Annotated in this window: 12 protein-coding genes and 3 tRNA genes; 4 read left to right on the top strand and 11 right to left on the bottom strand. The window is 69.7% G+C overall.

Features of this window, described 5'->3' with window-relative positions:
• Positions 1-212: 212 nt before the first annotated feature.
• The 6 genes from ACIQMU_RS05325 to ACIQMU_RS05350 form a co-directional block, all read right to left on the bottom strand.
• The gene (locus ACIQMU_RS05325) at positions 213-782 is read right to left on the bottom strand and encodes a hypothetical protein (protein ID WP_352241385.1); all 570 of its coding nucleotides are present in this window, start codon (positions 780-782) and stop codon (positions 213-215) included.
• A gap of 2 nt (positions 783-784) precedes the next feature.
• Positions 785-7669 carry a polymorphic toxin-type HINT domain-containing protein gene (locus tag ACIQMU_RS05330; protein WP_402688254.1) on the bottom strand — a complete coding sequence of 2295 codons (6885 nt, stop codon included), beginning with the start codon at positions 7667-7669 and terminating at the stop codon, positions 785-787.
• 179 nt (positions 7670-7848) lie between these two features.
• Positions 7849-11616: a LamG domain-containing protein gene (locus ACIQMU_RS05335; RefSeq protein ID WP_402688255.1), complete on the bottom strand. Its 3768-nt coding sequence runs from the start codon at positions 11614-11616 to the stop codon at positions 7849-7851.
• Between the two features lie 1169 nt (positions 11617-12785).
• Positions 12786-12859 (bottom strand) — tRNA-Ile (locus ACIQMU_RS05340).
• Between the two features lie 255 nt (positions 12860-13114).
• A tRNA-Asn gene (locus tag ACIQMU_RS05345) sits at positions 13115-13187 on the bottom strand.
• 5 nt (positions 13188-13192) lie between these two features.
• Positions 13193-13265 (bottom strand) — tRNA-Asn (locus tag ACIQMU_RS05350).
• Between the two features lie 181 nt (positions 13266-13446).
• On the opposite strand from ACIQMU_RS05350, the gene ACIQMU_RS05355 reads away from it, so the two are divergent.
• The 4 genes from ACIQMU_RS05355 to ACIQMU_RS05370 all read left to right on the top strand — a co-directional run bounded on the left by ACIQMU_RS05355 (position 13447) and on the right by ACIQMU_RS05370 (position 19140).
• Positions 13447-13749, top strand: a complete 303-nt coding sequence (locus ACIQMU_RS05355; protein WP_352241388.1) for a YtxH domain-containing protein — start codon at positions 13447-13449, stop codon at positions 13747-13749.
• Positions 13750-13852: 103 nt separating this feature from the next.
• Entirely contained in the window at positions 13853-15304 is a 1452-nt protein-coding gene (locus ACIQMU_RS05360; protein ID WP_402688256.1) for an FGGY family carbohydrate kinase, read from the top strand.
• Positions 15305-15478: 174 nt separating this feature from the next.
• Positions 15479-17212 (top strand): ABC transporter ATP-binding protein, encoded by a 1734-nt coding sequence (locus ACIQMU_RS05365; RefSeq protein WP_352241390.1) that lies wholly within the window; start codon positions 15479-15481, stop codon positions 17210-17212.
• Entirely contained in the window at positions 17212-19140 is a 1929-nt protein-coding gene (locus ACIQMU_RS05370) for an ABC transporter ATP-binding protein (RefSeq protein ID WP_352241391.1), read from the top strand. The genes ACIQMU_RS05365 and ACIQMU_RS05370 overlap by 1 nt, the downstream gene beginning before the upstream one ends.
• Before the next feature lie 18 nt (positions 19141-19158).
• On the opposite strand, the gene ACIQMU_RS05375 is transcribed toward ACIQMU_RS05370, so the two are convergent.
• From ACIQMU_RS05375 to ACIQMU_RS05395, 5 genes are all read right to left on the bottom strand, one after another.
• The gene (locus ACIQMU_RS05375) at positions 19159-20253 is read right to left on the bottom strand and encodes an RNA polymerase sigma factor (protein ID WP_352241392.1); all 1095 of its coding nucleotides are present in this window, start codon (positions 20251-20253) and stop codon (positions 19159-19161) included.
• Positions 20254-20485: 232 nt separating this feature from the next.
• Positions 20486-22408: a DNA primase gene (dnaG, locus tag ACIQMU_RS05380; protein WP_402688257.1), complete on the bottom strand. Its 1923-nt coding sequence runs from the start codon at positions 22406-22408 to the stop codon at positions 20486-20488.
• Between the two features lie 95 nt (positions 22409-22503).
• Positions 22504-23763 (bottom strand): FAD-dependent oxidoreductase, encoded by a 1260-nt coding sequence (locus tag ACIQMU_RS05385; RefSeq protein ID WP_352241394.1) that lies wholly within the window; start codon positions 23761-23763, stop codon positions 22504-22506.
• Positions 23764-23887: 124 nt separating this feature from the next.
• Positions 23888-25237 (bottom strand): deoxyguanosinetriphosphate triphosphohydrolase, encoded by a 1350-nt coding sequence (locus tag ACIQMU_RS05390; protein WP_402688258.1) that lies wholly within the window; start codon positions 25235-25237, stop codon positions 23888-23890.
• 53 nt (positions 25238-25290) lie between these two features.
• Positions 25291-26118 carry a sirohydrochlorin chelatase gene (locus ACIQMU_RS05395; protein ID WP_352241396.1) on the bottom strand — a complete coding sequence of 276 codons (828 nt, stop codon included), beginning with the start codon at positions 26116-26118 and terminating at the stop codon, positions 25291-25293.
• Between the last annotated feature and the right edge of the window lie 60 nt (positions 26119-26178).

Consider the following 26178-nt stretch of genomic DNA (forward strand, 5'->3'; position numbering starts at 1 on the left):
ACGCAAGACGCTCGGCTGGAATACACCAGCCGAGCGTCTACGTGATCTACTCGCCGTCTGAGCCAGCAGTGTTGCAACGACCGCTAGAACTCGAGATCACTCCGGCGGGGCCCCTTTGCTTTCTTCTATTTCCCCCATAATTCAATCGCCAGGAAATTGCGCAATCAAACCAAGGGTATGCGGAACGCATCAATCCCAGCGCCCGATTCCATCTACCCAGTCGAAGAAGTGCCGCTCGCTGGAATCTTATAGGCGGCCGCAATGCTCTCATCGAAAATCACGACTAGCGCATCAGGCATATAGGTGAATCCCGCCCCGTCGGATTCACCTAGCGCAATCACCAGGCTCGACTTATCGGAGAACCCGAAGCGGTACGCCCAAGGCATTTCTTGGCATCCCTCGTTAGGGACATGCCAGGCGGCTCCGAGGCTGGCGATCGACACACCGAGGAACCGGCTCCAATCGATGTGATTACTCACATCAATAGGGTCTCCAAGCGATTTTGCGCCCGACTCTCCGGGGCCCCTGAACTCGATCGCCATGCCTTCATTGAAACCATCCATCGCCCAGGCCAGAACCAGCACGGACCCGCTCTCCATGCCCAGCTCAACGGCCATGTCGACTTCGTGAGCGCGATCTTCTCTATGCCCTTCGGGCCAGCCGTTCCCACGCACCGCCACATAGCGGACCGTTCGCACGACCTCGCCTGCGATAGCTTCCTGGAGTTCAGCAAGACTGGCACCATTGTGGGCCCGAGCATCCCACGGCTGGATTGCCAACATTTCTAATACCGCCCAAAGTATTGGAACTGACCATTTGCGTCGAACGTCGCCCCGATTCCGCGCCCACCGGCCGGATCCGGCATGATGTACCGCGACCCGCCAGCGAAGTTGCCAGAATTCACAGGCGACGTAGCGGTTTTCGGGTTGGTCAGAATGTCATCCAGCAGATCCTGACCGGCCGATTTCAACTGCTTCCCTGGAACCACAGGCAGATCCCCTCGGTTCATGTGCTTCTGATACTCGCGTCCTGCATGAGTCGTCTTCCCCTTGGCCGCGCGCATACCGCTCTGCGAAAGAGCGTCCAGATCAGGGCAGCCGCCGGAATTGTGAACGAGTACCGGAGTCTTGCCCGCCAGCACATAGTACGTATGCACCCCGGCGACCGTGAGGTCGTAGGTACGGCCGGTCGTACGGTAGTGCCGGACATTCTCGACGGTCGCGACCGTTCCGTCAGCGGTGAGCAGCCTGGTGTCGGGTTCGAGGTCGGCGGCGTTCACCCATGCCTGGGCGTCCGGGTTCCAGAAGGGGTGGTGGTCGGTGGCGGTGATGCCGGCTTCGCCGTCGGAAGTGGCGATCGTGAGGCGGGTGTAGTGCTTGTCGTCGTCCTTGGTGATGGTGGCGACCACTTCGCGGGCCTGTGTCCGGCCGGTCACGGGATCGGTGGCAAGGACGTGGTCGCCGACCTCCACCTGTTCGATGGGTTTGCTCGTGCCGTCGGCCATCGCGACCTCGGTGCCCGCCACGAAGCTGTGCCGCACCGCGCAGGTGGCCAGCTTGCCGGCGTCGGCGTGCTTGCCCCCCTTGAGGAGCAGCTTGGCTGCCTTGCCGATCTTGGTCCAGGGGATGATCCCCACCGCGGTCCACAGACAGCCGCTCACACTGCCATGGGCACAGTCGATAGCGTCCTGGATCCCGAACAGGTCGAAACCGGGCCGCACCCAGCCGAGGGCGTGGGCGGCGGCGCAGACCTCGGAGCCGGGGTCTGACTGGCACTGGCCCTCGGACCAGCGCATCACCTGGGCCTGGTAGTCGTCCCACAGGTCCTGGTAGCCGGAGCGGTAGTTCATCTCCTTCGGCGTGGGGATGCGCACGCCGGCCAGGAAGATGGGTTCGGGTTCGGCCACCGGCTTGGAGGTGGGCTTCGCGCCCCGGCCCGCCGAGGACTTGGCGCTGGGCGGGGACCAGTCTGTCTTGCGTACTTCGTAGGCGACGCTGCCGTCCTGGTTGTAGCAGTTGTAGTGCGTGCAGCCAGGGCCGCTTCCCGGTCCCCAGACGCTGTCGGGATTGTTGTAGCTGCAACTGTCGCAGTACAGGCCGGTGGGGTCGGCGCCGGCTACGGGTGAGTGGTTGGCATAGGCGTAGCCATTGATCTGCTGGGGACTGGCCGGGTCCATGATGGGGTCGACGCTGATGAAGCGGCCGGTGGACGGGTCGTATTCGCGCGCTCCCAGGTGGGTCAGGCCGGTGCTGGTGTCGGTGGTGCCACCGACGAATCCCTTGGTTCCCGGCCAGTGGGCGGGTGTCTGGCCGCGTGGGCTGCCGAAGGGAGTGGTGCCGCGTCGACTGATGGACATGTCCGCCGAGTCGACGGCCAGTTGTCCGGTGCCGTGGTGGTCTCCGAGTGTGAACGAGATGCTGCCGTCGTCGCTCTGGACCGCCTGGTTTCCGCCACCGAGGTCGATGTAGCGCGTGGCCTTCGGTGAGGCGGTCCCCTTCGCCAAGGTGATCTCGGTGGAGCCGAGGTAGAGCGTGGTCTCGGTGGGGGTGCGGCCGATCAGGCGCTGCCCCTCGGTGTCGTAGAGGTATTCGGTGACTTCGTCGGCGGAGCCTTCGACAGGCTTGGTGACCTTGGCGAGATGACCTTCCGCGTCCCATTCGAGGACCTGCTGGTCCCCTTGGAGCGTGCGGGTCCGGGTGTTGCCGGTCTCGTCGTAGGTGTAGGAGTCACGTGACGTGCCGTTCGGGCCGACCGCAGTGACCGAGGCCAGGGTGTGCGGCTGCGCGGTGCCCGGGTCGGGGTAGTCGTAGGTGCGGTAGGTGTCCTTCGAGGTGTCACCCGCGATGTCGTGCCGGGTCTCGGTGAGGCGGTTGCCGGCCTTGTCGTAGGTGTAGGAGTTCCAGTACGGGGCCGGACCGCCGACCGAGCTGCCCGAAGGCGATCCCGCACAGGTGGTCGTGGCCTGTGTCCACTCCGTGGTGAGCCTCTGGAGGTGGTCGTAGGTAAAGCACTGGGAGTCGGTGCCGGTGCGGTTGACGTCCGCGACGCCGAGGATGTTGCCGGCCTCGTCGTATGTGTACGTGGCGAACTTGTCGACGCCGGGCTGGTCCTCGCGGTCGACCCTGCTGGTCTCCAACCGCTGGGTGCCCCGCTGGTAGGTGTTGTCGACCTGAGTGATCTTCCCGGCCGCACCGTTGGTCAGCTGCGTCTGCAGGGGCTTCCCGGTGTAGCTGTACCCGGTGACGGCCTTCATGCCCTGGCTGCCGGTGATCTGGACCGGGCGCAGCGTGTCGTCGTAGCCGTAGGTGACACCCCCGCCGGGCAGTCCCCCGGCCGCGGGGAAGCCCGTTCCGGAGACGGTGCCGTCGGTGTTGTATCGGGTGTTGAACTGGTAGCTGCCCTGCAGGGCGCCCTCGGCGGCCGGAACGGTGATGCTGGTGCGTGTGGCACGGTAGAGCGGGTCGTAGTCCAGCACCTTGGTGGTGTAGGCGGCGGAACCGCTGTAGCGGGTGGTGGAGGCGAGGAAGCCCTTGGCGCCGGAGACGGTGTCGTAGGTCCAGTCGGCCAGCAGGGTGCCGGTGGCCGAGCCCTCGCGCAGTTCGGTGCGGCGGCCCAGGTTGTCGTAGTCATAGAAGAGCTTGTTCCTGCTCTTCCTCGTGTTGGTGGTCGAGGTGAGCTGGCCGCGGTCGTCGTAGGTGCTGGTGGTGGTGCCGCTGTCCGGGTCCTTGCTGGAGACGTTCTGTCCCCGCTGGTCGTACGTGTGGGTCCACATGTTGTCGGCCGGGTCGGTGACCTTGGCCAGCTGCCCTGCGGAGGTGTACTCGTAGCGGGTGGATTCGTAGGCGGCGTCGGCGTTGCGCGAGTGGTGCTGCCGCATCTCCGTCGTCATCCCGCGGGCGTCTGTCAGGGTGGTCGTGGCGGCGCCGCCCACCGGCGGGATCACGGTCGTCCGGTCGCCGCCGTAGAGGGTGCGGGTGGTGCCGAGGCGCTCCCCTCCGTCGCCGTTGCCCGCGATCTGGGTGGCTTCGGTGAGGCGGCCCAAGCCGTCGTAGGTGTTCCAGCCCTGAGTTTCGACGCTCATGGCGTCGTCCAGTCGGAACAGCCCGGTTTGCGGCGCACCGGTGGTGTAGTAGGGAGCGAACGTCTTGGTGGCCAGGCCCCGGTCGTCGTAGAAGGTTTCCGTGATCAGGCGTCCGCCATCGGGGCCGGGCAGTTGTGCCTGGCGGGGACGGAGGAATCCGTCGTAGAGGGTATAGGCGGTGAGCTGGACGGAGTTCTTGCCCAAGGTCTTGGAAGCTACGGCGATCGGTCGGTTCTCGGCGACCGTGTAGGTGTACTCGTGGTTCGGGGTGTGGTTGCTTGCCTTGGAACGGTTGGGCAGCCAGACCTTCAGGGAGCGCCCGAGGGCGTCGTAGGTCAGGTCCGTGCGCAGGTTGTTGGTGTCCAGTTTCGTGACGGGCAGGCCGCGCAGCGGATCGAGCGTTGTCCTGGTGGTCTGCGCGGAGGCGGCGTCGGTGGTTCTGGCCGGCGGTGTGGTGACCGTGACCTGTGTGGCCCGGCCGGTCGCGGGCGTGTAGGCCGTGGTCGTCGTGCGGCCGTCGGTGCGTGCGGTCTTCGACACCTGTGCGCCGGCCGCGTCGAAGACGAGCGTCGCGGTGAGATCGGTCGCTTTCAGGGGCCGGCCGTAGCCGTCGTGGGTGGTGCTGTTCTCCAGGTACGTGGCGCGGCTGCCGGTGTGCTCCTTGAGCGTGGCGGTATTGGTGGCGTCGCCCTTGCTCGGGGCCGCCCCGTGCGCGCCGTTGTCATAGGCGGTGCGGGTATCGGCGATGACCGCTTTGCTGCGGTCGACGTCGGTCGCGGTGCAGGCGGCGGCCACGGTCTCGACACGGGCGGGCAGGGACAGGATGTTTTTGGCCGTGTTGGTGGCGTACGTGGTGCGGGTGCACTGGTCGTCGCCGGGGAGGGAGGTGTCGGCGAGGTCGTTCACCTGGGCGACACGGCCCGCGACGGTGTCGTAGGTGGTGAAGGTGCTGGTCTCGCGCCAGCGGTCACCCGCTCCATTGTCGAGAGAGGTGAGAACGCGGGTGTTCGACGCGCCGGTGAAGTTGGCCGTGATCGCGCCCCAGGAGCGGGTCCGCTTGGCCGTCTCGTGGTGCCACGGCCTGCTGACGGTCTTTTTCAGGACCTTGCCACCCGGGGCGGAGTACACGGCGGACTTGTACTCGAAGCCTCCTGCGGCTTCGTGGTCGATGATCGGTTCGCCCTCCCCCGCGCCCAGGGAGACGGACACGTCCTTCGTGCCACCCGAGGGAGCTTTCCGGTCGCCGTGCATGCCGCGCAGGAAGAAGTGCTCCTCCTGGGACTTCATGGCGCCGACGCCGCCGGCCTGAACACGGACGTGACCGTAGCCACGCCACTGGGACCAGGTTTTGAACTTCTCCTTGGTCAGCCCGTCATCGTCGTCGAAGTGCCAGGCGGCGTCACCGAGGTAGGTGTAACGGGTGATCTGGTCCGGTGCGTTCCCGGTCCGGTCGGTGAGGGTGACGGCGTCGACGACGTACTTGTTGAACCACTGCTGGGTAGGGTCGTCACTGGCACTGCCGCCGATGTACTGGGGGAAGCAGCGGGTGGTGTTGGCCTGCGGGGTGGGCAGCGCGTCCCAGGCGCAGGCGGGAGCCGAGTAGTCGACGCCGATCTGTCCGCCGTACTCGTCGAAGACATCGGAGAGGCGTTCCTTGATGAAGGGCGCCTTGCCGTCTCCCGTTCGGTCCAGCCGGTTGGCCGCCTGGACGTAGCCGAATGTCGTCTTCGGCAGGGTGATGGCAGGGGTCGCTGAGTGGCCGGTGTGCTGGATCGAGTCCAGGAGCAGCTGGTAGTCGACGTCGGCCGTACCCCAGCGGTGGCCGAGTTTCCAGGAGTCGATGTCGGCGTAGGTGCTGTCGCTCTTGAGGACCTGGGTGGTGATCGAGGCCAGGCGCTTGCGGGTCCAGAAGGTGGGTGACAACCGGCCCTGATCGCAGGTGGTTCCCGAGGCGCAGTGCATGTCGTACGGGGTGTCGTACCAGTAGAAGGACTTGTCACCGATGGTGTCCTCGGCGCAGGTCACGCCTGATACGGGAAGGCAGCGTTCGGCGTTGGTGAAGTCGACCTTCGCCAAGGCATTGCCCGCGTAGAGGTCGGCCGACTTGAGGCCGTATTCGATGCGGTCGAGGGAACCGCCGCGTGTGTAGGGGGTGTCGTCGGTGTCCTCGAGGTTGCGGCCGTAGGAGTTTGCTTCTTTGTCGTAGTAGTACGCGACGGCGTTGCCGTGGAGGTCGACGGCGTAGTCGAGATTCCACCGCCATGCCTGCTGACACCATGAGTCGGCGAATGCCGTGGCGTGGCACTTGTCGCCGTTGTCGTCGCCGTAGACAGGAGTGGTCCAGGTGGAGTCGGTGCTCTCCTTGCCCGTGGCCCAGCCGGGCAGCCTGTGGTAGCCGAAGTAGTAGCGGGTGCCCTCCGGGGTGGTCAGCTCCCAGTACTCGCCGTCGTTGTCCCCGTTGCCGCGGGCCGTATCGGTCAGTCTCTTGATCTTCGTGCCGTCGTCGCTCTGAAGCCTGAACGTGTCGGTCCCCGTCGGGACCAGCTCCCCCGCCTTACCGTTGAAGGATATGAAGGCGTTGTCGTAGCCCCAGCACAGATCGCCGGGAGTATTCCCGTCGGCGTTCTTGATGCCGTCGTCCGCACACGACTTGTAGCGGCGTTCGATGGAGCCGGGCCACAGGTCGAATCCGTCGCCGACCCAGCTGGACTGGTTGTTGGTCGTGCCGGTGCGGCCGTCGATACTGCCGGAGGAGTAGCTCATCCCGAGGATGGGACGCATACCGCCGGGAACGTCCGGTACGGGAATGTCGTAGGACCAGGTGAAGTCACCGGTGTTCACGTTGGTGTGCCATGCCGCGGACGGCGAGAGCGGGGTGGCGGTGTAGTCGCCGGCCTCGCTGGACACACCCGCTGCGGCGGCCAGCACGGTCACGGCACCTGTCTCAAGAGCAAGGTCGCTGGCGGTGAGCTGGTGTTTCTCCGTGTCATTGGTGGCCGAGACGGGCCGACCGGTACGGCAGGCCGGCGCGTCCGGGGTCGTCAGGGAACAGGCCGGCAGCTCGACCAGCCGCATACGTGAGGCGTAGGCGCCGCCGTAAGCCTGAGCGAACGAGGCGTAGTCGACCCGGACCCCGGTGTTGACCGTGTCGGCCTGCTTCTCACCAGAAGGAGCCGCAGGCGTGAGAGTGAACAGCAGGCCCTCGACGCCGGCCTTCGACGCCTGTTCCCGGCCGAGCACACGCACGGCGGCCGATTCTGCGGCCGGCCGCACGTTCTTCTGCCGGGCCGCGGTCGGCGACGGAGCGGTGAGGGCGACGGGCAGGTCCCCGGCCTGGCGGGCAGCCTGCCCCCTGCCAGGAGCCTTCACGGTTGCCGTGCCGGGCCGTGCCCAGGCGGCTCTGGGCTTGCTCCTCGGAGAGGTGGGCGCGCCGTCGTCGATACGGGGCTCGGTCTTGACGGTGTGTCCGGTCAGTGGCTTCTCGTAGGCCGGCAGCCCGGGCAGCCCCGTGCCGCCATCGGCATTCGCCGGGGCGGTGATGCCCTGGAGGAGTGTGCCGACCAGGACGGCCGACACGCTCAGGCACACGCGCCGGCGAAGCACGATCCATCTGCGAGATCCGTCTCTGCCGTTCATTCGTCGTCCTCACTGGATCCGGCCACGGGCGCGGCTGCCCGGTGACACACGTGGGTGATGCAGTCGCGCGTGGTGCATGGAGACCGATGCGTTGGGCCGCCGTCCGCAGAGGTACGGCGGCCCGGGCCGGGTCAGCCCTCGGCCGGTACGCGAGTGGGCAGACCGGGCCAGCCCTGCGCCAGCATGCTGATCTGCGTCTCGTCCAGTGCTCCCTGGAAGGCCCAGATGTCGTCGATGCCGCCCGGCCAGTACTCACCGGCGGTGGCACCGTCCAGGACGCGGCCGACTTGCAGGGACTTCGTCGCCGGGAAGGCCGCAGTGTTGGCCGCCCACGACACCCGGTCCGTGCAGGACGGGTCGTCCGGAGTACCGTCCTCGTCAGTGTCCGGGCAGGTCACCTGCTCCAGCTGGCCGTTGACGTAAAGGCGCGCCTGATCGGCGAAGCCGTCGTACACGAGCGCCAGGTGATTCCAGTCGGTGGCGCTGTAGAAGGACTGGTTCTCCACCCTGACCGGGATTGCGGTGGCGGAATCCGCGCCGGCCATTTCGATCTGCCAGCGCCCTATGCCCAGTGCGTCGGGAACGTAGCGAACGGCGAAGGCACTTGTGGCAGCGCCTACGGCGCTGATCACGGTGGCAGGCCCGTCGGGGACTGCCGCTGCCTGGGCCCACGCGGTGACGGTGTAGCTGGCACCGGTGTCCAGTGGGACACCGGTGGTGGCCGCGTAGTCGTCGACGCCGTCCAGGACGAGTCCGCCGTCATCGACCCAGCCGGACCCGATCGCGGCATTGCCGTTCAGCGTCAGTGGGTACGCGCCGGCGGCCGCGTTCGGGGAGGTGGCCGGCGCGGCGGGGTTGCTCTCCAGCAGCCAACGGCTCTTGACCAGCGGGCGTTGCTTGAACAGCTGCCGCACCTCGTCGTCGGAGATGGTGCGGTCGTACAGCTGTATGTCGTCGAGGTTGCCCTGGAAGAAGTTGCTGAATCCGCTGCTGTAGCCGGAGGCTCCCAAGGTGACGGACCCGAAGGCGAGCCAGGGCGTGGTGAAGGGCTGGGTGGCTTTGAGGCAGCCGTTGACGTAGAGGCGGATCTGCTGGGCGTCGATGTCGTAAACACCCACCGCGTGGGCCCATTCGCCCGGGGCGGCCAGGGGGCAGTTCGGGTCACTGGTCGCTGTCTCCACCGCGCGTACGAGAGGGGCGTCGGCGGTGTCGGCGGTGGCCCGCTGGAAGACCCACCCCGTGGTGGAGTGGTACAGCTCGAAGCCCCGGTTGGAGGTGCCGTTCTGATGGGCCACCACCATGGCCCGGTTGGGTTTGTTCTTCGGTACCCGGGCCCACGCGGAGACCGCGAAGCTCTGATAGGTGTCTATCACGGGACGTCCGGTGACGGCGTGGTCGTCGGCACCGTCCAGTTCCAGACCGGTACCCGCCACCCCTTCCGCCCCGCTCTTGGCGCCGCCCTTCAGCGTGGCATCCGCCTGCTGGGCGCGCCCCGTCACCGCTGTCGCCGCACTGTCCTCGTCCAGCGGCCATGCGAGCTTGGCCGGACGGTTGGTGTCCACCGGCTGCTTCGCGTGCAGCCGTGCCACCTGGCCGTCGACCAACTGGTAGTCGAACAGCTGCACCTCGTCCAGATCGCCGCCGAAGAAGTTCTCCGTCGTACCGTAGTGCGAGGCCGCCCCCAGGATCGTCCTGCCTCGCGCGTCCCACGGCCCCGTGAAGGGAGCCGAGCCAACGAGCTTCCCGTCGACATACAGCTTCAACTGCTGGCCCGGGTTGTCGAACACCCCCACCAGATGGGTCCAGACTCCGAGCCGGCCGCTCGCGCACAGGGTGTCGCCCGCCGGGCACGCGGGCTGTACGGCGCGCACCGTCGTGGTCCCCGCCGCGTCCGCGGTGTGCCGCAGGAACGCCCAGCCGCCCAGCGCCGAGGAGTGGTAGATCTCGAACCCACTGGTGTTGTGGCCCGCCTGGGAGACCGCCACCGTGGCGGCGTCCGGCTTGTCGGCAGGCAGCCTCGCCCACAGCGACACCGAGAAGCTCTTCCCGGTGTTCAGCACCGGTGAGAGTGTGGCCGCGTGGTCGTCCACGCCGTCCAGGTGAAGGCCGTTACCGGTCACACCGTCCGACCCCGGCTGTGCACCGCCGTTCAGGTGCGCCGGCCAGGTACCGCCCTGGCCCTTGGCCGCGGCTGCCCCGGTGGGTTCGTCGAAGTCCCAGCTCAGCCGGTCGGGCTGGCCGACCCTGACCCGGAACTGGTAGGTGCTGATCTCGCTGCCGTTGCCCGCCGTGTCGAAGGCTTGCGCGGTGATGAAGTTGACGCCGGGCCTGGTCGGCATGACCTTCATGGTCTTCGCGCCACCGCCCGAGGTGGTCAGCGCGTGCTTGCTGCTCGGATCACCGTTGACACCGAACCAGTACTTCGACACGTCAGTGGAGGAGGAGTCGACCGTGAAGGTGCCGTACCGGCCCACGCCGTCGAGCCATGGGTCCTGGGGATCCTCGGGGTCGGAGGGTGGGTACTGGCCGGAGGCGATGGAGGGGCCTGCCGGTACGGAGGTGTCGTAGACCATGTTGCAGGCGGTCGCGGAGCCGACCCACGACCAGGGCGACCACTGCGCCCCGTCGTTCGAGCGGGCCGACCAGCCGATCGTCCTGTTCTTCGGAATACTGCTGGGCAGCGACAGAGAGAAGTCGGAGCCCGACGTCTTGTAGGTGGAGACGGCCGAGGTCCAGCGGCTGACGAACCCCTTGCCGTCTCCTGAGTCCCACGAGGCTTCGAACTGCACCCGCACCCGGTCCCTGTCCGGGTCGGTCACGTCGTTGGCCCGCAGTGTCGGCAGGATCCGCACGCGCTTGGCCGCGCCCGGCCTGCCACACGCGCCACCCGGGTTCTGCGTCAGCTGCGCCACCTTGATCTGCGCGGGCGGACGGTTGTACTGCACCCGCAGGAACGCGTCATCCGAGAACCGCTTCCACGTGTACGGATCCGACTCACTCGTGGCCCGCATACCGAAGGTCAGAGTCGACCACTTCCCGGCCGCTGCCTGCGCGACCACGCCCTTCACGTCGAACTCGGCGTCGGCGGCCGCACAGCCATCGGCGCCGTAGGCGAAACTCCGGTTCTCGATGTGATCCACCCAGAACCCGGATGCGCTCTGCGAGTTCCAGGTGGTCGAGGAGTTGATCCCCTTCGTCCGCCACAACTGGACCTCCCTCTTCTCACAGGAAGCGGCATGCGTCTCACGCACCACGAACTCCGCCGACAGGATCGACTTCCCTGCGAACCGGGACGTAGGAATCTGGTAGAAGAGCCGCTTGGTGTCGTAGGGCTTGCAGAACACCCACCCGCAGTACCCGAGCCCCGCATCGGAGTCCCCGTTGAACTTCCACTGCGGCGAACCCGCCCAGTACTTCGAGGCCATCGTCCAGGCCGACGCCTTGGGCGAATACCACTGCGGATCGATGAACACCGGGTACACCGTGTCCTCGCCCACCAGGACGTCTCGGTCCGGTGTAAGGACCAACTCGCCGCCCCCGGCCGGCACGTCCACGCCGACCGGTGCAAGCTGCCCCGATTCTCCGGCACCGGGCTCCTCGGATCCCCCGGTTCCGGCCTGTGGCACGGAACGCGCCGAAGCGTTCGAGGACGAGGCATCTGTGGCCTCCTCCCCCGGGCTGGAGTCCCACATGACGGGAGTGGGTGCTTCGAACACCACGCCACCCGCTCCCCGGTCGACCGCCTCGATCCCGCCCTCGGATGTCTCTCTCACCTCCATGCCGCTCGCGGCGAGCCGCAGCCGCAGCTCAGCGAGACGTGGGCTGCTGGCGGCTTCGGCGGACTTGACGATCAGCAGTTGGGTGAAACCGTCCGGCGTGGCCGTGAGACGCAGGTCCACACCGGGGAGTATGTCGGCGTACGTCGCCGTGTCATCAGCGAGAGTCGGCGCCGGCACGGCACCGGGCCAGGACAGCTCAAGTGCCCGGCCCGCACGTGCGAGACGGACCAGCGGCCCCTCGCCTCCCCCCGAGAATGAGAGCTCGGTCGTGGACGCCCTGGGAGCCACCGTGCCATCTGAGGCGACCAGCGACGTGTCGACCGCCTTCCACGTCCCGTCCTTGCGTGCCCACACCGGCCGCAGATGCTCCCGCGCCTCCAGCAGACCTTCAGGTGTAGCGAAGACTTCACTGGACTCACCGCGCAGCGACATCACTTCCACGTGCTCGCCCGTGCGCTTCGCCTCGTTCAGGGCATCCGTCTCGGACGACGCTCCCGGGACACCCGCAGGAGCCTGCTGCGCGGCCGGCTGCGCACCGTCGCCGTCACGGGCCGAGGCCGTGGGCGCTCCCGAGCCACCGGACAGACCGGCGACCAGAACACAGACCAGACTCCCCGCCGCAGCTCTACCGATCGTTCTGCGCAAACGGGCACGACACAACATCCCCCAGCCCCTCCCTCACCCCCGCCATGCCCTCACATATTGCGAGAGCGATGTGACGGTAGGTACGGGAGTGCCGTAAGTCCATCTGCGTAAATCAGGACATCTGCCCAGGTTTCACGCGCACCACGAAGAGGCCCGAGTGATGTCGGACACACCCGTCGACCACAGGGGAGCGGTGGGTTTCTTCCCACCGAACTCACGGAACACCCCGCGTGAACGGGCAGAGTCGGTCACCCGCCTGGCCGGTCCACAGAGGCGTCCTTGAGCGTGCGCGAGCCCCAGGTGCGAAAGTGCGGATCTTGGAGCGGGGCGAAGGCTTCAAAGGGCAGGGTGGACACTGCGACAACATCCGTCAGAGCCTCGAGCCGGCAGCCGACAGGTCACGCACGAAGCGGCCGATGTCGCATCGATGCGGGTCGGGCTGGGCGGGGGCGGACCCTTCCTCAACGGCCGTGGGATCGTTCACCACGCGCCCCACGAAGAAATGACCAAAACGCCAGGTCACAGCAGCACGAAAGCTCACAGGCAATCAGAACGCTGCACGTTCGCTGCACCGTTGCGGAGCCCGCAGTTTCCCAGAAAACGCGTTTCCCCAGGTCAGAACGATTCTGCCTGGGGACGCTCGGTGGGGCGGGTGGGACTCGAACCCACGGCCGACGGATTATGAGTCCGCTGCTCTAACCGGCTGAGCTACCGCCCCGTTTCGGCGTGGCGCGTACACGTGTGCGCCCGTCTGCCGCAGCATAGCCGGTCATACGATCTCTCGCTTCGGATGGCCGACTTCGCCTGATCTTGAGGACTCCGCTGCGCGCTGCCCGGTTCCGGGCGGCGCCGAGAAGACCCGAAAGGGTGATCGTGCGACCGCCGAGCGTGTCCGGTGGGCCTCCCCGGACACGCGCGGCGGTCGCACGGGCGGCATGCGAAAGAGGACCCCGTAGGGTCCTCTTCCGTTCCGCTCCCCCGACTGGACTCGAACCAGTAACCCTCCGGTTAACAGCCGAATGCTCTGCCAATTGAGCTACAGGGGATCGCGCTCCCCCGACTGGACTCGAACCAGTAACCTGCCGGTTAACAGCCGGCTGCTCTGCCAATTGAGCTACAGGGGATTGCTGCGTCGCTGCGAAATCGTACCTGCCTGGCGGCTGCCGGGCGGCGCGCGTTCGCTGCGACACATACATTAGCGCAAGCAGGGGGGTGCTCCGCCAATCGGTATCGCCCGGGGTGAACCCGGGTGCTCGCGGGTAGGCGGGCTGCACACGTCGACCAGGCACAGGAAGGGTGGCAGCCATGCGGTACCGGCTCACGTTCATCGCCGGAGTGGCGCTCGGTTACGTGCTCGGCACGCGGGCCGGGCGCGAGCGTTACGAGCAGCTGAAGAAGTCGGCCCGGCAGTTCACGGAGAACCCCGCCGTGCGCAACGCCGCCGAGAGTGCCGCGCACAGCGGACGGGACTACGCGGGCAAGGCGTACCACTCGGTCAGCGACAAGGTCGGGGACAGGGTGCCCGCCTCCGTCGCCGAGCGGGTCCGGTCGCTGCGGGACCGCAGCGGGCAGAACGGCGAGGACGACTGGGGGACCACCAACACCTGAGGGTTGTCCCGGGACCCGGCGCCCTCGTCCGCCCGGGACCCGGGGCCCTCGTCGCGTACGGCGGCGGTTACGGGAAATTCGCCGTGTGCGGCAGAATCTCCCCATGGGCATAGTCGCGGGGTTGGACAGTTCTTCCGCCTTCACTCACATCGTCGTCTGCGACACGGACTCGGGCGCCGTGCTCCGGGAGGGGTACGCCGCCCACCCGGTCGAGGCCAAGGCCACCGAGGTCGATCCGCAGGCATGGCTGCTCTCACTCGGTGAGGCGGCCTCCGGCGGGCTGCTCGAAGGCGTGCAGGCCATCGGGGTCTCCGCGCAGCAGCACGGGCTCGTACCGCTGGACCAGCAGGGCAATCTCGTACGCCCCGCTCTGCTCGGGAACGACCGACGGGCACAGGTCGCCGCGGCCGATCTCATCGACGCGCTGGGCGGGCGGCAGGCGTGGGCGGAGGCCGTCGGCGCCGTGCCGAGTGCCGCGCAGCCGGTGGCGAAGCTGCGCTGGCTGGCGCGGTCCGAACCGGAGAACGCCCAGCGGGTGGCCTCGGTGCTCCAGCCGCACGACTGGCTCGTGTGGCAGTTGCTGGGCCGGCCCGCCCGGCGGACCACGGACCGGGGCGCGGCCTCGGGCACCGGGTACTGGTCGGCCGGGTCCGCCTCCTACCGTCCCGATCTGGTCGAGCTGGCCCTCGGGCACGCGGCCGGACTGCCCGAGGTGCTCGGCCCGGCCGACTCCGCCGGGATGACGCCCGAAGGGCTGCTGATCTCCGCGGGCACCGGCGAGACCATGGCCGCGGCCTTCGGGCTCGGGGTCGCGGTGGGCGACGCGGTCGTGTCGCTGGGGGCCTCCGGGTCCGTGATGGCGGTGCACCACGAGGCGCTCGCCGACCCGAACGGGATGATCACCTCGTTCGCCGACGCCACCGGCCTGCATCTGCCGGTGGTGCACCTCTCCAATGCCGTACGGGCGCTGCGCGGGACCGCCGAGATGCTGGGCGTGGACGGGCTGGAGGAGCTGTCGGCCCTGGCGCTGAAGTCCACTCCGGGGGCGTCCGGGCTGGTGCTGCTGCCGTATCTGGAGGGTGAGCGCACCCCGCAGCTCCCGCACACGGCGGGCACGCTGAGCGGGCTGCGGCGCGAGTCGATGAAGCCGGAGCATCTGGCGCGGGCCGCGTTCGAGGGGATGCTGTGCTCGTTGGCCGACGCCCTGGACGTGCTGCGCGGGCGGGGTGTGGCGGTGCGGCGGGTGTTCCTGCTGGGCGCCGCCGCCGAGCTGCCCGCCGTACAGGCTCTGGCCCCGGCCGTGTTCGGCACTCAGGTCGTGGTGCCGCAGCCGGCCCAGTACGCGGCGATCGGCGCGGCCCGGCAGGCGGCCTGGGCGCTCGGGGTCTCACAGGGGTCCCTCGACCCGCGCACTCCCCCGGCCTGGCAGGGTGCGGCGGCCCAGGTGCTGGAGCCCGGCGACGAACTGGCGGTGGGCGGTGCGGTGCGTCAGCAGTACACGGCGACCCGGAACCAGATCCACCCGGGGGCCTTCGGGGGCGCGCACCCGGAGTAGTCCTGCCGGGACGCGGGCCGGCAGGGCGGCGCGGGCGGGGCCGGCCTTTCCGGCGCGCGGGCCCCGCCGGGCGCCGGAGGTTTGACCTGGGCTTGGCGAAAAGGGTTCGCTCCGGAGTACGGCGTACGCGAAACTGGGGCGGCCTCTGCCCTCCGCCGATTCCGAGAGACCCGCGTGCTCATAAAACTCCTGCGGGCCCATCTGGGCCCGTACAAGAAACCCATCGCGCTGCTGGTGTTCCTCCAGCTGCTCCAGACCTGCGCCACCCTGTACCTTCCGAGCCTGAACGCCGACATCATCGACAACGGTGTCGTCACCGGTGACACCGGCTACATCCTGGAGTTCGGCGGTCTCATGATCGCCGTCAGCGTGTTGCAGGTCGTGTGCAACGTGGGGGCCGTGTACTACGGTGCGCGCACCGCCTCCGCCCTCGGGCGTGACGTGCGGGCCGCCGTCTTCGACCGGGTGCAGTCCTTCTCGGCCCGGGAGCTGGGGCGTTTCGGGGCGCCGTCGCTGATCACCCGGACCACCAATGACGTCCAGCAGGTCCAGATGCTGGTGCTGATGGCGTTCACCCTGATGGTGTCGGCCCCGATCATGTGCGTCGGCGGCATCATCATGGCGCTCGGCCAGGACGTGCCGCTCTCGGCGGTGCTGCTGGCGGTCGTGCCCCTGCTGGGGGTCTCGGTCGGCCTCATCGTGAGGAAGATGGGGCCGCTGTTCCGCACCATGCAGGAGCGGCTGGACGGCGTGAACCGGGTGCTGCGGGAGCAGATCACCGGCAACCGGGTCATCCGGGCCTTCGTCCGGGACGCGTACGAGGAGAAGCGGTTCCGGGGTGCGAACACCGAGCTGACCGATGTGTCGGTGGCGACCGGGCGGCTGATGGCGCTGATGTTCCCGACCGTGATGACGGTGGTCAACCTGTCGTCGGTCGCGGTGGTGTGGTTCGGCGCGCACCGGATCGACAGCGGCGGGATGCAGATCGGTGCGCTGACGGCGTTCCTCGCCTATCTGATGCAGATCGTGATGGCCGTGATGATGGCGACCTTCATGTTCATGATGGTGCCGCGCGCCGAGGTGTGCGCCGAGCGCGTCGAGGAGGTGCTCGGGACCGATTCGAGCGTCGTGCCGCCGGTCTCTCCCGTCACCGAGCTGCGGCGGCACGGGCATCTGGAGGTGCGCGGCGCGGAGTTCCGCTACCCGGGTGCGGAGGAGCCGGTGCTGCGGGCGGTGGACCTGGTGGCCCGGCCGGGCGAGACGACCGCGGTCATCGGGTCGACGGGCAGCGGGAAGTCCACGCTGCTCGGTCTCATACCCCGGCTGTTCGATGTGACGGGCGGCGAGGTGCTGGTCGACGGCGAGGACGTCCGGACGCTGGATCCGGCGCTGCTGGCGAAGACGGTGAGCCTGGTGCCGCAGAAGCCGTACCTCTTCTCGGGGACGGTCGCGACGAACCTGCGGTACGGCAATCCGGACGCCACCGACGAGGAGCTGTGGCACGCCCTGGAGGTGGCGCAGGCCAAGGGGTTCGTCGAGGCGCTGGAGCACGGGCTCGACGCGCCGATCGCGCAGGGCGGCACCAATGTGTCGGGCGGTCAGCGGCAGCGGCTCGCCATCGCCCGGACGCTGGTGCAGCGCCCGGAGATCTATCTGTTCGACGACTCGTTCTCCGCGCTGGACTACGCGACCGATGCGGCGCTGCGGGCGGCGCTGGGGCGGGAGACTGCCGGGGCGACCGTGGTGATCGTGGCGCAGCGGGTGTCCACCATCCGTGACGCGGACCGGATCCTGGTGCTGGACGAGGGCCGGCTCGTGGGGACCGGCACCCATCACGAGCTGATGGACGGCAATGAAACGTACCGGGAGATCGTGCTCTCCCAGCTGACGGAAGCGGAGGCCGCGTAATGGCCGGTCCGGGCGGACGAATGATGGCCGGGGGCGCGCCCACCGATCGGTCGATGGACTTCAAGGGGTCGAGCAAGCGGCTGCTGAGGCGGTTCGGCCGGGAGAAGCCGTCGCTGTATCTGATGCTGGCCGCGGTGACGGCGAGCGTCGCCCTGTCGGTGGCCGGGCCGAAGATCCTCGGGAAGGCGACCGACCTGGTCTTCGCGGGTGTGGTCGGGCGCGGAATGCCCGACGGCACGACGAAGGCCCAGGCGATCGACGGGCTGCGCGAGGAGGGCCGCGGCTCCATGGCCGACATGCTCTCGGGGGTGGACTTCACCCCGGGTGAGGGCATCGACTTCGGGGCGGTGGGGGACGTCCTGCTGCTGGCCCTGGTGATCTACGTCGGGGCCGGACTGCTGATGCTGGCGTCGACGCGGCTGTCGATCAGGGTGATCAACCGGATCGTGTTCCAGTTGCGCGAGGACCTCCAGACGAAGCTGGCGCGGCTGCCGTTGTCGTATTTCGACCGGTCCAAGCGCGGTGAGGTGCTGAGCCGGGCGACGAACGACATCGACAACATCTCGCAGACGCTCCAGCAGACGATGGGGCAGCTCATCAACTCCCTGCTGACCATCGTCGGCGTCCTGGTCATGATGTTCTGGATCTCGCCGCTGCTGGCCCTGGTCGCGCTGGTGACGGTGCCGCTGTCGGTGGTCGTGGCCACGCAGGTCGGCAAGCGGTCGCAGCCGCAGTTCGTGCAGCAGTGGCGGGTGACGGGCACGCTCAACGCCCATGTCGAGGAGATGTACACCGGGCACGCCCTGGTGAAGGTCTTCGGCCGGCAGGAGGAGTCCGCGCGGGACTTCGCCGAGCAGAACGAGGCGCTGTACGAGGCGGGTTTCAAGGCCCAGTTCGCCAGCGGGCTCATGCAGCCGCTGATGTTCTTCATCTCCAACATCAACTATGTGCTGGTCGCGGTGGTCGGCGGGCTGCGGGTCGCCTCGGGCTCGCTGTCGATCGGTGACGTCCAGGCGTTCATCCAGTACTCGCGGCAGTTCTCGATGCCGCTGACCCAGGTCGCCTCGATGGCGAACCTGGTGCAGTCCGGCATCGCCTCGGCCGAGCGGGTCTTCGAGCTGCTGGACGCCGAGGAGCAGGACGCGGATCCGGAGCACGGTGAGCGCCCGGAGCGGTTGGAGGGCCGGGTCTCGCTGGAGAAGGTGGCCTTCCGTTACGAGCCGGAGAAGCCGCTGATCGAGGACCTGTCGTTGAGCGTGGAGCCGGGGCAGACCGTCGCGATCGTCGGTCCGACCGGTGCGGGCAAGACGACGCTGGTCAACCTGCTGATGCGGTTCTACGAGGTGACCGGCGGGCGGATCGCCCTCGACGGGGTCGATGTGGCGAAGATGTCGCGGGACGACCTGCGGTCCGCGATCGGCATGGTCCTCCAGGACACCTGGCTGTTCGGCGGGACGATCGCCGAGAACATCGCGTACGGCGCTTCGCGCGAGGTCACCCGGGAGGAGATCGAGGAGGCGGCGAAGGCGGCGCACGCGGACCGGTTCATCCGGACGCTGCCCGACGGGTACGAGTCGGTCATCGACGACGAGGGCAGCGGGGTCAGCGCGGGCGAGAAGCAGTTGATCACCATCGCGCGGGCGTTCCTGTCCGACCCGGTGATCCTGGTCCTCGACGAGGCGACCAGCTCGGTGGACACCCGGACCGAGGTGCTGATCCAGAAGGCGATGGCGCGCCTGGCGCACGGGCGGACGTCGTTCGTGATCGCGCACCGGCTCTCCACGATCCGGGACGCGGACGTGATCCTGGTGATGGAGAGCGGGTCGATCGTCGAACAGGGCACGCACGAGTCGCTGTTGGCGGCCGGCGGGGCCTACGCCCGGCTGTACGCGGCGCAGTTCGCCGAGGCGCTGTCCGAGGTGGACTGAGGGCGCCGGCCGGAGGGATCAGTCGAGGTAGCCGCGGAGCTGGTCGGCGAAGGCGTGGTCCCGCAGCCTGCTGAGGGTCTTGGACTCGATCTGGCGGATGCGTTCGCGCGTCACGCCGAAGATCCGGCCGATCTCCTCCAGGGTGCGGGGCCGCCCGTCGTCCAGGCCGTACCGCAGCTGCACGACCTTGCGTTCGCGTTCGCCGAGGGTGGAGAGCACCGCTTCCAGGTGTTCGCGCAGCAGCAGGAAGGCGGCGGACTCGACGGGCGAGGCGGCGTCGCCGTCCTCGATGAGGTCGCCGAAGGAGACGTCGTCCTCCTCGCCGACGGGGGCGTGCAGGGAGACCGGTTCCTGGGCCAGTCGGCGGATTTCGGTGACCCGCTCGGGCGTCAGGTCGAGCTCGGCGGCCACGTCCTCGGCGCTGGGCTCGACGCCGTGCTCCTGGAGCATCCGGCGCTGGACCCGCACCACGCGGTTGATCAGTTCCACGACGTGGACGGGTACGCGGATGGTGCGGGCCTGGTCGGCCAGCGCGCGGGACATGGCCTGCCGGATCCACCAGGTCGCGTACGTGGAGAACTTGTAGCCCCGGGCGTAGTCGAACTTCTCCACGGCCCGGATCAGTCCGAGGTTCCCCTCCTGGACCAGGTCGAGCATGGTCAGCCCGCGGCCCACGTAGCGTTTGGCGACGGAGACGACGAGGCGGAGGTTGGCCTCGATGAGGCGGCGTTTGGCCGTGCGGCCCATGACGACCAGGCGGTCCAGGTCCCCGGCGAGGCGGGAGTCGAGGTCCGGGGTGCCCGCGAGGCGTTCCTCGGCGAAGAGCCCGGCCTCGACGCGGCGGGCGAGTTCGACCTCCTCGGCGGCGGTGAGCAGCGGGATGCGGCCGATCTCGCGCAGGTACTGCCGGAACAGGTCGGAGGCGGGGCCGCCGGAGTCCGCCCGGTGCCGCGGCTCCGGAGGGTCGGGGTGGTGCGTCGTCGCCTCCACCATGACGGCCTCGGGCGCGTGCCCGGGCGGACCGGCCGCCGACTCCGGGTGGCGCAGGGCCCTGCTCTGCGCCGGGATGGCCGCGCCGGGCTCGGTCGTGGTCGTCACGGTCCGGGTCTGCACGGGGGCGACCTCCAGGTGATCGCTGCCGGTTGACGGGATGGAGGTCCGGCCCCGGAAGGGCCTCGCGGACCGGTCGCTCCGATGACTCAGGCACCGCCGGGACTGTCAGGCACCCCCAGTGTGGGGCACGACGCACGACTGCCACGAGGGGCGTGCGGTGACTTTTTGATTCCGGGCGGTTACCGGCCGATTACCGCCCCTGCCGCGCCGTCCCCGCCGCCCCGGGGCGGCCTCAGAGGGCGGCGGCGCCGTGGGCGCGCAGGGACTGGGCGTACTGCTGGAGCACCCAGACCTCGCTCTGCGCGGCGGCCAGGTCCTGGGGGGCCACGTGGCTGCCGAGGCGGGCGAGGCTGCCCTGGACGTCGTCGATGCGGCGGTCCACGGCGCGCAGCCGGACCTGGACGAGCTGCATGCCGGCGTAGGTCTCGTCGATGTTCTTGCCGCGGAACACCTCGACGGCCAGCTCCGTGACGAGGCTGCGGACGGTGTCGTCGGGGGCGGCGTCCATGACGGCGACCAGATATTCGCGGTTGTCCGCGAGGCCCTGTTCGGCGCCGCCCGCCTCCTCGATGCACCGGCGCACGGCGGCGTAGGGCGGGGCGGTGAACTCGTCGGTGCCGTAGGCGTCGAAGGCCGGGGAGACCAGGGCGGGCTTCTGGAGGGCGAGCTTGAGCAGCTCGCGCTCGGTGCGATGGGCGGGGCTGCGGAGGTTGAGCGCGGGGCCGGAGAAGCCGGGGGCAGGGGCGGCGGGCTGTGGCGGTCCGCCCCGGGTCCCCCGGGGGCCGCCGGGCCGTGCGCCGCGCTCCCCGTGGTCGCCGCCCTTGTCCCGGGCCCAGCGGGCGAGCTGGGCGACGCGGTGGACGACGAACTCCTGGTCGAGGATTCCGACGAACCCGGCGAGCTGCACCGCGACCTCGCGCTGGACGCTGCTCGTCTTGATCTTGGCGACGACGGCGGCGGCCTCGTCGAGGGCGGCGGCCCGGCCGGCGGGGGTCTCCAGGTCGTACCGGCCGACGATCTGGCGCAGGGCGAACTCGAAGAGCGGGGTGCGCGGCTCGACCAGGTCGCGTACGGCGTCGTCGCCCTTGGCGAGCCGCAGGTCGCAGGGGTCCATGCCGTCCGGTGCGATGGCGATGTACGTCTCGGCGGCGAACTTCTGGTCGTCCTCGAAGGCGCGCAGCGCGGCCTTCTGGCCGGCCGAGTCGCCGTCGAAGGTGAAGATCACGCGGGCGCTGCCGTTGTCCATGAGGAGGCGGCGCAGGATCTTGATGTGGTCGTTGCCGAAGGCGGTGCCGCAGGTGGCGATGGCGGTGGTGACTCCGGCGAGGTGGCAGGCCATGACGTCGGTGTATCCCTCGACGACGACCGCGCGGCTGGCCTTGGCGATGTCCTTCTTCGCCAGGTCGATGCCGTACAGCACCTGGGACTTCTTGTAGACCGGGGTCTCGGGGGTGTTGAGGTACTTCGGGCCGTTGTCGTCGTCGCGCAGCTTGCGGGCGCCGAAGCCGACGATCTCCCCGGCGGTGTCGCTGATCGGCCACATCAGCCGGCCGCGGAAGCGGTCGATGGGGCCGCGGCGGCCGTCCTGGGAGAGTCCGGAGGTGATCAGTTCCTTGTCGCTGAAGCCCTTGCCGCGCAGGTAGCGGGTGAGGTGGTCCCAGCCTGCCGGGCTGTAGCCGACGCGGAAGTGGGCGGCGGCGTCCTGGTCGAAGCCGCGTTCGGCGAGGAACGCGCGGCCGATCGCGGCCTCGGGGCTCTCCAGAGCGCGTACGTAGAACTCGGCGGCGGCCTGGTGGGCCTCGATCAGCCGGATGCGTTCGCCGCGCTGGTGGGAGGGGTTGTAGCCGCCCTCCTCGTAGCGCAGGGTGATGCCCGCCTTGGCGGCGAGGCGCTCGACCGTCTCCGAGAAGGAGAGGTGGTCGATCTTCATCACGAAGGCGATCGTGTCGCCGCCCTCCTGGCAGCCGAAGCAGTGGAACAGGCCCTTGCCGGGACTGACCTGGAAGGAGGGGGACTTCTCGTCGTGGAAGGGGCAGAGTCCCTTGAGGTTTCCGCCGCCCGCGTTGCGCAGCTGGAGGTATTCGGACACGACGGAGTCGATCGGGACCGCGTCCCGTACCGCCTTCACGTCGTCGTCGTTGATCCTGCCAGCCACGGGTGAAGTCTACGGGTGGGTGCGGACAGCCGGGACGCACGGTGCGGCGGCCGGCCGGGGCGCGGGCCGGCCCGCCCGCCGCCCCGGCGCCGTCCTCAGAGCAGGGAGTCCAGCGGGACCGAGGGGTCGGCGAGGGCTTCCGGGTCGTGCTGCTGACGGGCCCGGACGAGCTCCTGGATCGTTTCGGTGACATCCCACACGTTGACGTTCATCCCGGCCAGGACGCGGCGGTCCTTCAGCCAGAACGCGATGAACTCCCGCTTCCCGGCGTCTCCCCGGATGATCACCTCGTCGTAGGAGCCGGGCGGGGCCCAGCCGGAGTATTCGAGGCCCAGGTCGTACTGGTCGGAGAAGAAGTACGGGACGCGGTCGTAGCTCACGTCCTGGCCGAGCATGGCGCGGGCGGCGGCCGGTCCGCCGTTCAGGGCGTTCGCCCAGTGCTCCACGCGCAGCCGGGCGCCCAGCAGCGGGTGGGCGGCGGCGGCGACGTCCCCGGCGGCGTAGATGTGCGGGTCGGAGGTGCGCAGCGAGGCGTCCACGGCGATGCCGCCGCCGTGCGCGCGGTCGGCCATCTCCAGTCCGGCCGCCTCGGCGAGGGCGGAGCGCGGTGCGGCGCCGATCGCGGCGAGCACGTCGTGGGCGGGGTGCTCCTCGCCGTCGTCGGTGCGGGCGGCGAACACCATGCCGTCCTGGCCGGTGATCTCGGTGAGGCGGGCGCCGAAGTGGAAGCGGACGCCGTGCGCGCTGTGCAGTTCGGTGAAGATCTGGCCCAGCTCGGGGCCGATGACCTGGTGCAGCGGGGTGGGCTCGGCCTCGACGACGGTGACCTCGGCCCCGTACCCGCGGGCGGCGGCGGCGACCTCCAGGCCGATCCAGCCGGCTCCGGCGATGACCAGGTGGCCGTTGTCGCGGCCGAGGGCGGCGAGCACGTTGCGCAGCCGGTCGGCGTGGGCGAGGCGGCGCAGGTGGTGGACGCCGGCCAGGCCGGTGCCGGGGATGTCCAGGCGGCGCGGTTCGGAGCCGGTGGCCAGCAGGAGCTTGTCGTAGTGGATGACGGTGTTGTCGCCGAGCCGCACGGTCTTGGCGTACCGGTCGAGGGCGGTGACCGGCTGGCCGAGGTGCAGTTCGATGTCGGCGCCCGCGTACCAGGCGCGTTCGTGGGTGAAGACGCTGTCGCGGTCGGCCTTGCCGTCCAGGTAGCCCTTGGAGAGCGGCGGCCGTTCGTAGGGGTGGTCGCGCTCGTCGCCGATGAGGATCACCCGGCCGGTGAACCCTTCGGCGCGCAGTGTCTCGGCCGCCTTCGCCCCTGCGAGTCCTGCTCCGACGATGACGAACGTCTGGTGTGCGTCGACCACTTGATGCCTCCTCAGTGCTGTGCTGCGCGGCGCCCCCAGCTGCGAGCGTCCCGCACGCAGCGTGATGACGAAAGAGGGAGTGCCCGGGACAGGTCACCCCCAGTGGTCAGGTCCAGTCTGCCGGTCAGCCGCGGCGGGCGGTGAGCGCGGCGTGCAGGGATCGTGCGGAGGCGTCGGTGAGGGCGGCGATCTGGTCGACGAGGACGCGCTTGCGGGCGCGGTCGTCGGGCGCCTGGTCGAACAGGGCGCGGAAGTGCGGTTCCAGCGCTTCGGGGGCGCGGGCGGTGAGGGCGGCGGCCAGCTCGGCGATCACGACGCGCTGGTCGGCCCGGATGGCCTCCTGCTCGGCGCGCTGCATCACATACCGGTCGGCCACCGCCTTGAGCACCGCGCACTCGTGGCGGACGGCGCGCGGGACGACCAGCTCGGCGCCGTACCGGCCGAGGCGGCCGGGTCCGTACACCGCGCGGGTGGCGGTCTCGGCGCCCAGGCAGAAGCGGCCGATGAGCTGGCTGGTGGCGTCCTTCAGCCGGGCCTGGGCCACGGCGGAGCCGTCGTAGCCGTGCGGCCACCAGTCCTGGTCGATCAGCCGGTCCAGGGCCTCCGCCAGCTCCTGCGGGTCGGTGCCGGCCGGGACGTAGCGGCCGATGGCGACAGCCCAGATCTCCTCGCGCTCCGGCTCGGCGTAGAGGCAGTTGGGGTCGATGTGCCCGGCGTGCAGCCCGTCCTCGAAGTCGTGCACGCTGTACGCCACGTCGTCGGACCAGTCCATGACCTGGGCTTCGAAGCAGGTGCGGTCCTCGGGGGAGTGCTCGCGGGCCCAGGCGAAGACCGGGAGGTCGTCGGTGTACACCCCGAACTTGGCGGAGTGCGGGTCGGTGGGGTGCGCGGCGCGCGGCCACGGGTACTTGGTGGCGGCGTCCAGGGCGGCCCGGGTCAGGTTGAGGCCGACGCTGGCCAGGTCACCGGTGCGCGGGTCGTGGACGAAGCGCTTGGGTTCCAGGCGGGTCAGCAGCCGCAGCGACTGGGCGTTGCCCTCGAAGCCGCCGCAGTCGGAGGCGAAGTCGTCGATCGCCTGTTCACCGTTGTGGCCGAACGGCGGGTGGCCCAGGTCGTGGGCCAGGCAGGCGGTCTCCACCAGGTCCGGGTCGCAGCCGAGGACCGCGCCCAGCTCGCGGCCGACCTGGGCGCACTCCAGGGAGTGGGTGAGCCGGGTGCGGGGGCTGGCGTCCCAGACGAGGGAGCGGGTGCCGGGCGTCACCACCTGGGTCTTCCCGGCAAGCCGGCGCAGGGCGGCGGAGTGCAGGACCCGGGCACGGTCGCGCTGGAAGGCGGTGCGGCCGGGGCGCTTGTCCTCCTCCGTGTCGAAGCGCTCGGTGTCGGCGGGCCCGTAGGGGCTCGCCCCCCACCCGCCCGGTGTGCCGTGTGGAGCGGCTGTCCGCTCTGCCCCGTGTGCGCCGTGTGTGCCGTCCATGGTCCCGACAGTAGCGACCGGGACGGACAACGCGGCACGGGCGGGCCCGGGTGTCAGGCGGAAGCGAGCAGGCTCACCGCGTCGGCGGGTGCCGGGGCGCCCGGGGCCGGTGTGACCGGCCGGACGTCCGCCGAGGCGGACAGCGCCCGGTCGAAACGGTGCAGCACGAGGCGGGCCATCGCCGGGTGAGCGCCGAGCGGGGCGGCGGCCCGGCCCGGCGCGGCGTCGGCACAGGCGCTCGCGAAGCGGCCGGGGGCGGTGAAGTACGAGGCCACGAACGCCCGGTGGCGGCCGTCGGCGGCCAGTGCGCGCAGGGCGGCCGGGACGGTGGGCGTGGCGGCGGAGGCGTACGCGGGAACGACGGGCACGCCGAGGCGTCCGGCGAGCATACGGGCGGTGCGCCGGGTGTCCCGGGCGGCGTCGGGATCGCGGGAGCCGGCGGCGGCGAGGACCACGCCGGCGCCCCGCCCGCCCCGGTCGGCGGGGTCCCAGCCGGCCTCCACGAGCCGCCCGTACAGCGCCTCGACGAGCAGGGGGTGCGGTCCGAGGGGCGCGGCGATCCGGGTGTGTACGCCGGGGGCGGCGGCCGCCCTGGCGGGCAGGTCGCGCTTGACGTGGTGGCCGCGTCCCAGGAGCAGCGGTACGAGGACGGCGTCGGACCCGCGCAGGCCGTCCAGGGTGTCCGGGAGCAGTGGCCGGTTCAGTTCGATGTGGCCGAGCCGGACGTCGAGGCCGGGGCGCAGGTCGCGCACCCGGTCCACGAGGGCCAGCACGGTGCGCAGGGCCTCCGGGTCGCGGCTGCCGTGCGCGACGGCGACCAGGACGGGGGCGGGCGCGCCGCCGTCTGCGGGGCGGGCGGGCTGCCGGGTGCGGTGCGTCATGCACCGAGGGTGCCGGTCGGAGGTTGCCGGGCCGTTGCGCGAGGGTCACGGGGGTTTTCC

Source organism: Streptomyces sp. NPDC091649 (assembly GCF_044756785.1).
In the GTDB taxonomy this organism is placed as follows: Bacteria; Actinomycetota; Actinomycetes; order Streptomycetales; family Streptomycetaceae; genus Streptomyces.